We start from the raw sequence: 6,886 nt of genomic DNA on the forward strand, positions 1-6,886 counted from the left end.
GAGCGGGGTCCTTGGGAAGGGGGGCGCCGGCCGGGGAGGCGGACGGCGATTCGGGCGGCGAATCGGAAACGGATTCGGAAACAGAAAGGGAATCGGACGAGGACGCCGTCGGCGGCGTCCTCGGGGGTCTCGGTGCGTTCATCGCGGGCTCCGCGTCAGTCGCGCAGGCCGGTGCCGGGCCGGTCGCCGGCCAGCAGTTCATCGAGCACCTGCCGGGCCGCCTCCTGCTCGGCGATCCGGCGCGAGCGGCCCTCGCCGCGGCGCGACAGCGTCAGCGCGGCCACTTCGCACTCGACGGTGAAGGTCTGCGCATGCGCCTGGCCCCGCGTCTCGACGATGCGGTAGGCCGGCACCGCCAGCTTGCGGGCCTGCAGCCATTCCTGCAGCGCGGTTTTCGCGTCCTTGGCCCATTGGTCGATGCCGCTGGCGGCGATCGTCTCGCCCAGCAGGCGGCGGACGATCTCGCGGGCGGCCTCGTAGCCGCCGTCCTGGAAGGCGGCGCCGATGACCGCTTCCAGCGCGTCGGCCAGGATGGACGGCCGCTGGCCGCCACCGCCGCGGGCCTCGCCCTCGCTCATCCGCAGCGCCTCCGGCATCTGCAGCTGCAGCGCCAGGCGATGCAGGCTGTCCTCGCGCACCAGGTGCGCGCGGATGCGCGTCAGGTCGCCTTCATCCGATCCGGCGAAACGCTCGTACAGCAGCGCCGACACCGCCAGGTTCAGCACCGCGTCGCCCAGGAATTCCAGGCGCTCGTTGTGCTGCTGGCCGAAGCTGCGGTGCGTCAACGCGCGCTGCAGCAGTCCCGCCTGGTTGAAGCGGTAGCCAAGGCGTTGCTGGAGGGCGTCGAGCGCTTGCGGGGTCATGGGCGGGGTGTGCCGTGGAGGGCGGGTCAGTGCGACTCGCCTTTGTACTTGATCAGCAGGAAGGCCGGGCCGAACAGGGGCACTTCCTTGTCGTACGCGAAGCTGATCTTCACCTTGTCGTCGACCTTGGTGATGTTCAGGTCCTTGGGCTCGATGCTGACGATCGAGTATTCGATCTGCTTGGTGCGCTCGAACGAGTCGCGCGCCGCCGCCACGGTGGAGGGGCCGTCCTTGGCGATCTTGTCGATCGCGCGCTGGATCGTGTAGTACTCCATCACGGTCGGCACCACCCGCAGCACGATCACCGATCCGCCGCCAATGATCACCGCCCAGAACAGCAGTCCCAGCAGGCTGATGCCTCGTTGAATCTTCCGTGCCCTCATCACGCGTCGCTCCGCAAATAGTCGTTGGAACAGAGTAGTCGATCGTCGCCGGCGCCGCCTCAGCGGATGCTGCCGATGCGCTTCAGGTTGCCGAAATTCATCCACACCACGAAGGCGCGGCCGACGATGTTCTCATCCGGCACGAATCCCCAGAAGCGGGAATCCTGGGAGTTGTCGCGGTTGTCGCCCATCATGAAGTAATGACCGGCCGGCACCTTGCAGGTCACGCCCTCGGCCGTGTAGGTGCAGTTCTCGCTGTACGGGAAGTCCCACTGCTTGCGGATGACGCCCGGCGACTCCGGGGCGACCAGGATCTGGTGCTCGACCGCGCCCAGCTTCTCGGTGAAGCGCGGACGGAAACGCATCGAGCCCGGATCCTCGTCGAAGTACTCGCCCTGCGAGACGGTCTCCACCAGCTTGCCGTTGAGGTACAGCTTCTGGTTGAGGTAGGCGACCTCGTCGCCGGGAAGGCCGACGGCGCGCTTGATGTAGTCGACGCTGGGGTTCTGCGGGAAGCGGAACACCACCACGTCGCCACGCTGGACATCGTTGTTGCTGATGATCTTCTTGTTGATCACCGGCAGACGGATGCCGTAGTGGTACTTGTTCACCAGGATCAGGTCGCCGATCAGCAGCGTCGGCACCATCGAGCCCGAGGGAATCTTGAACGGCTCGAACATGAACGAGCGCAGCAGGAACACGATCAGGATCACCGGGAACAGGCCGGCGGTCCAGTCCAGCCACCAGGGCTGGCGCAGCAGTTCCTCGCGGGCGCCTTCCACGTCGCCGTCGACGCGCTGGATGCCCTGCGCGGCCAGCGAGGCGCGACGCGCCGCGTCGCTCTCGCCCAGGCGGACCGCGGCGCGACGGCGCGCGGGCTCGAAGTGGAAGCGCTCGGCCAGCCAGTAGGCCAGCGTCACCGTGGTGAGGATCAGCAGCAGCAGCGAGAAGTTGCCGTTCCAGTAGCCCGTGTACCAGCCGCCCAGGTAGGCGATCAGGGCGGCGTACAGCAGCCCGGTCAATGCGCTCATGGCTTTCATTCTTCGACTTGGAGGATGGCCAGGAAGGCTTCTTGCGGCACCTCCACCGAACCGATTTGCTTCATGCGCTTCTTGCCGGCCTTCTGCTTCTCCAGCAGCTTGCGCTTGCGGGTGATGTCACCGCCGTAGCATTTTGCCAGCACGTTCTTGCGCAGCGCCTTGATGTTCTCGCGCGAGATGATGTTGGCGCCGATCGCCGCCTGGATCGCCACGTCGTACATCTGGCGCGGGATGATCTCGCGCATCTTGGCCGCCACCTGCCGGCCGCGGAACTGCGATTGCGAGCGGTGCACGATCAGCGACAGCGCATCGATCCGGTCGCCGTTGATCAGCATGTCGACCTTGACGACGTCCGAGGCGCGGTATTCCTTGAACTCGTAGTCCATTGACGCGTAGCCGCGCGAGACCGACTTCAGCTTGTCGAAGAAGTCCAGCACGATCTCCGCCAGCGGGATCTCGTAGGTCAGCATCACCTGGCGGCCGTGGTACGCCATGTTCAGCTGCACGCCGCGCTTCTGGTTGGCCAGCGTCATCACCGGGCCGACGTATTCCTGCGGCATGTACAGGTGGACCGTCACGATCGGCTCGCGGATCTCGCCGATCTTGCTCTGCTCGGGCATCTTGGACGGGTTCTCGACCTCGATCACCTCGCCGTCGCCCAACTGGACTTCGTACACCACGCTCGGCGCGGTGGTGATCAGGTCCTGGTCGAATTCGCGCTCCAGGCGCTCCTGCACGATCTCCATGTGCAGCAGGCCCAGGAAGCCGCAGCGGAAACCGAAGCCCAGCGCCTGCGAGACTTCCGGCTCGAAGCGCAGCGAGGCGTCGTTCAGCTTGAGCTTTTCCAGCGCGTCGCGCAGCTGGTCGTACTCGCTCGCCTCGGTCGGGTACAGGCCGGCGAAGACTTGCGGCTGGATCTCCTTGAAGCCGGGCAGCGCCTCGGCAGCGGGGCCGAGGTTGTTGGGCAGCTTCTTTTCCAGCGTGATGGTGTCGCCCACCTTCGCCGCGGCCAGTTCCTTGATGCCGGCGATGATGAAGCCCACCTGGCCGGCGCTGAGCTGGTCGCGGTTCTCCGACTTCGGCGTGAACACGCCCAGCTGCTCGGCCGGGTAGACGGCGTTGGTCGCCATCATCCGGATGCGCTCGCCCTTCTTCAGCGTGCCGTCGACGACGCGCACCAGCATCACGACGCCGACGTAGTTGTCGAACCACGAGTCGATGATCATCGCGCGCAGCGGCGCCTCGACCACGCCCTTGGGCGGCGGCATGCGAGCGATGACGGCCTCGAGGATGTCGTCGATGCCCATGCCGGTCTTGGCCGAGCACGGGATCGCGTCGGTCGCGTCGATGCCGATGACGTCCTCGATCTCCGCCTTGGCGCCGTCCGGATTGGCCTGCGGCAGGTCCATCTTGTTCAGGACCGGGATCACCTCGACCCCCAGCTCCAGCGCGGTGTAGCAGTTCGCCACCGTCTGCGCCTCGACGCCCTGGCTCGCGTCCACCACCAGCAGCGCGCCCTCGCAGGCGGACAGCGAGCGGCTCACCTCATAGGAGAAGTCCACGTGCCCGGGGGTGTCGATCAGGTTCAGGTTGTAGACCTGCCCGTCGCGCGCCTTGTACTGCAGCGCGGCGGTCTGTGCCTTGATCGTGATGCCGCGCTCGCGCTCGATGTCCATCGAGTCCAGCACCTGCGCTTCCATCTCCCGGTCGGACAGACCTCCGCAGCGCTGGATGATCCGGTCGGCCAGCGTGCTCTTGCCGTGGTCGATGTGGGCAATGATCGAGAAATTGCGGATGTGGTTCATGGCCGCGGACGGAGACCGCGAACTCGCCCGCCACGCCAGCGACCCTCGAGCGGGGCACGCTGAGACGACGCTGCGGACGGTCGGTCGGGCGGTGTTGCACGGTCCTTCTCAGGACCTGAACGGGACATAAAAAAAAGGCACGTCGAAACGGTGACGCGCCTTCCAACAAAACGTATGGCAACTGCTTGTTGGGCTTTCATTGTAGCCAAAAGCCCCGCCCTGGAAACCGCATGGATGCGAGCTTCTCGCGCGTTGCCCTTCGCCAACAGCGATTTCATGCACAGGTTATCCACAAAACTTGGGGGCATCCTGTGGATCGCTGAGCCCATCAAAATGGAGCCTTCCGATTCACCGTCGGAACAGCGACAAAGCTGCCCGAACGCGCCCGGATTGTAGCGGAGCGAGGCACCAATGCCTCGCCTTGGTCACAGCCGTTAGCAAGCACCAACCGACGGCCGGACGTGCCGCGCGTCACGAATCACCGGCCTGGAATTCCGCATTGCGGAAAGCCCCAGGCCGGCGCTGGGTTGACGATCGCGGCGCTCACCCCTTGCCCGGCTTGAGCACGACATAGGTGGCGACCTCGCCCCGGCGGACGAGCATCTGCAGCGATTTCCCCTTTTCGACCTTCGCCAGCGCCGCCTGGAATTGCTTGATGGTCTTCACCTCGGCGTTGTTGGCCGAGAGGATCACGTCGCCGGCCTTCAAGCCTGCGCGCGCCGCCGGCCCCTCGGCCGTGTCGATGCGCAGGCCGCCGTCCACCTTCAGTTCCTTGCGCTGCGCTTCGCTGAGCTCGCTGACGGTCAGGCCCCAGGCCTGCGCGCCGGTGGCGGCCGGCGTTTCAGCCTCCGGCGCGGCGGGCGTGCGGTCATCCGGCAGCGCATCGAGCGTCGCGACCAGGTCCTTGTAGGCACCGCGGCGGAACACCTGCAGCGGCACCTTCGTGCCCGGCTTGGTCGCGGCGGCAAGCCGACGCAGGTCAACCGCCTTCTCCACGGTCTTCCCGTCGAACTTGGTGATCACGTCGCCCAGTTGGAGACCCGCCTTCTCGCCGGGACCGGCCGGCGTGATGCGACTGATCAGCGCGCCCTGCGGCTTGCCCAGGCCGATCGCCTCGGCGACCTCCTTGCTGACGTCATCCGGATACACGCCCAGCATGCCGCGCGTCACCCGTCCGCTGGCGCGGAGCTGATCGGCCACGCGCATCGCCTCGTCGATCGGGATCGCGAACGAGATCCCCATGAACCCGCCCGACTGGCTGTAGATCTGCGAGTTGATGCCCACCACCTCGCCACGCAGGTTCAGCAGCGGCCCCCCGGAGTTGCCGGGGTTGATGGCGACGTCGGTCTGGATCAGCGGCAGCAGGTCACCGGTGTCGCGCGCCTTGGCGCTGACGATGCCGGCCGTCACCGTGTTGTCGAAGCCGAAAGGCGAGCCGATGGCCATGACCCATTCGCCGACCTTGAGCTTGCCGACATCCCCCATCCGCAGCAGCGGCAGGTTGCTCGCCTCGATCTTCAGCACGGCGACGTCGGTGCGGCGATCCAGGCCCACGACCTTGGCCTTGAACTCCCGCTTGTCGGTCAGCGTGACCATGACCTCGTCGGCGTCGTCGACGACATGCGCATTGGTCATCACGAAGCCGTCGGCCCCGATCACGAAGCCCGAACCGAGGCCGCGACGCTGCGGCGCGTCGTCATCCTCGTCGTCGTCCGGGGCCGGCGCGGGCGTGGCGCCGGGCGGCGTGCGGCGCTGCGGCGGCACCGGGATGCCGAAACGGCGCAGCAGTTCGCGCATCTGTTCATCGACCTGCGGATTCGCGGCCTTGACCTTCTCCGAGGTCCGGATGTTGACGACGGCCGGCCCGGCCTGTTCCACCAGGGCGCTGAAGTCGGGCAGCGCGCGCGCCAGGTCGGGCGTGGCGACTGGCACGGCGGCGGGGGGCGCGGGTTTCGTCGTGGTCTGGGCGCTGACGCCCAGCGACCCGCTCATCAGGGCGGCGCTGGCGATCGCCAGGGCAAGACGTGAAGGGGTGCGGGAACGATCGGAGTTGGGCATGAACACTCGCAGGTGGCGATGCAGGGTCGAAAGGCTCACATCATGCCCGCATTTCGAAACGGGCATGAGTCAGCCTCGAGCGAGGAACAGGTGAAGCCGCAGCAGCGTCCATTGGGCGCCGAGCGCGCCGCGCGAAGCGGCGACCCAGCGCACCGGCTGCCGGCCCCGGCGGGTGGCGCCATCGGCCGCCACAGCGGGGTTCAGCCGCAGCAGCATCCACCGTTCGATGTCGATGAAGACGTCCGGCGTGACGGCAAGCGGCTCGCCCGCCTGTTGCCACCACCATTGCGCGCCGTCCCATCGCAGAACGTCGGGCGCACGCGCGCGCACCGGCAGCGCCGCGGCCATGAGCGCGATACCCAGGGGGCCGAGCAGCATCGCGAGGTCGGATGCCTGCGCGAAGAAACCCGCCTGCCGCAGCACGGCGGCCACGACCGCGGCGGCACCTGCGGCGAGCACGGCGCGCTGCAGGCGTTCCCATCGCGCATCGCGCGGCAATGAAAAACGCCGGGCAGCAGCCCGGCGTGGTGTCGATCGGTCCGGCGTCATCGGTCGCCGCCCGCGTCGAGGGTCCTGGATCAGACCCGCTTGAAGATCAGCGTGCCGTTCGTGCCGCCGAAGCCGAAGTTGTTCTTCGCGGCGTACTCGATCGGCATCTTCCGCGCCTCATTGGCGCAATAGTCCAGGTCGCACTCGGGATCCTGGTTGAAGATGTTGATCGTCGGCGGAGCGACCTG

Annotated in this window: 6 protein-coding genes and 1 pseudogene; all 7 read right to left on the bottom strand. The window is 67.1% G+C overall.

Annotation, left to right across the window (positions count from 1 at the left end; translation table 11 throughout):
• Positions 1-155: 155 nt before the first annotated feature.
• The gene (rnc, locus tag FUT87_RS25425) at positions 156-863 is read right to left on the bottom strand and encodes a ribonuclease III (protein WP_147241051.1); all 708 of its coding nucleotides are present in this window, start codon (positions 861-863) and stop codon (positions 156-158) included.
• Between the two features lie 26 nt (positions 864-889).
• Entirely contained in the window at positions 890-1,246 is a 357-nt protein-coding gene (locus FUT87_RS25430; RefSeq protein ID WP_091726626.1) for a DUF4845 domain-containing protein, read from the bottom strand.
• Between the two features lie 59 nt (positions 1,247-1,305).
• On the bottom strand, positions 1,306-2,286 hold the full coding sequence (lepB, locus tag FUT87_RS25435; RefSeq protein WP_147241052.1) for a signal peptidase I: 981 nt from the start codon (positions 2,284-2,286) through the stop codon (positions 1,306-1,308).
• Positions 2,283-4,091 (bottom strand): translation elongation factor 4, encoded by a 1,809-nt coding sequence (lepA, locus tag FUT87_RS25440; RefSeq protein WP_147241053.1) that lies wholly within the window; start codon positions 4,089-4,091, stop codon positions 2,283-2,285. The genes lepB and lepA overlap by 4 nt, the downstream gene beginning before the upstream one ends.
• Before the next feature lie 543 nt (positions 4,092-4,634).
• Positions 4,635-6,149, bottom strand: a complete 1,515-nt coding sequence (locus FUT87_RS25445) for a DegQ family serine endoprotease (protein WP_255512035.1) — start codon at positions 6,147-6,149, stop codon at positions 4,635-4,637.
• Between the two features lie 69 nt (positions 6,150-6,218).
• The gene (locus tag FUT87_RS25450; protein ID WP_147242805.1) at positions 6,219-6,698 is read right to left on the bottom strand and encodes a hypothetical protein; all 480 of its coding nucleotides are present in this window, start codon (positions 6,696-6,698) and stop codon (positions 6,219-6,221) included.
• A 29-nt stretch (positions 6,699-6,727) separates the two neighbouring features.
• Positions 6,728-6,886: pseudogene (locus FUT87_RS25455) on the bottom strand (beta-ketoacyl-ACP synthase II); the annotation flags it as partial.

Source organism: Mitsuaria sp. TWR114 (assembly GCF_007997345.1).

What these genes read in the sequence shown, in the direction of transcription:
- FUT87_RS25430 (WP_091726626.1), bottom strand. Translation starts at nt 1,246, where the DNA reads ATGAGGGCACGGAAGATTCAACGAGGCATCAGCCTGCTGGGACTGCTG.
- lepA (WP_147241053.1), bottom strand. Translation starts at nt 4,091, where the DNA reads ATGAACCACATCCGCAATTTCTCGATCATTGCCCACATCGACCACGGC.
- FUT87_RS25445 (WP_255512035.1), bottom strand. Translation starts at nt 6,149, where the DNA reads ATGCCCAACTCCGATCGTTCCCGCACCCCTTCACGTCTTGCCCTGGCG.
- lepB (WP_147241052.1), bottom strand. Translation starts at nt 2,286, where the DNA reads ATGAAAGCCATGAGCGCATTGACCGGGCTGCTGTACGCCGCCCTGATC.
- FUT87_RS25450 (WP_147242805.1), bottom strand. Translation starts at nt 6,698, where the DNA reads ATGACGCCGGACCGATCGACACCACGCCGGGCTGCTGCCCGGCGTTTT.
- rnc (WP_147241051.1), bottom strand. Translation starts at nt 863, where the DNA reads ATGACCCCGCAAGCGCTCGACGCCCTCCAGCAACGCCTTGGCTACCGC.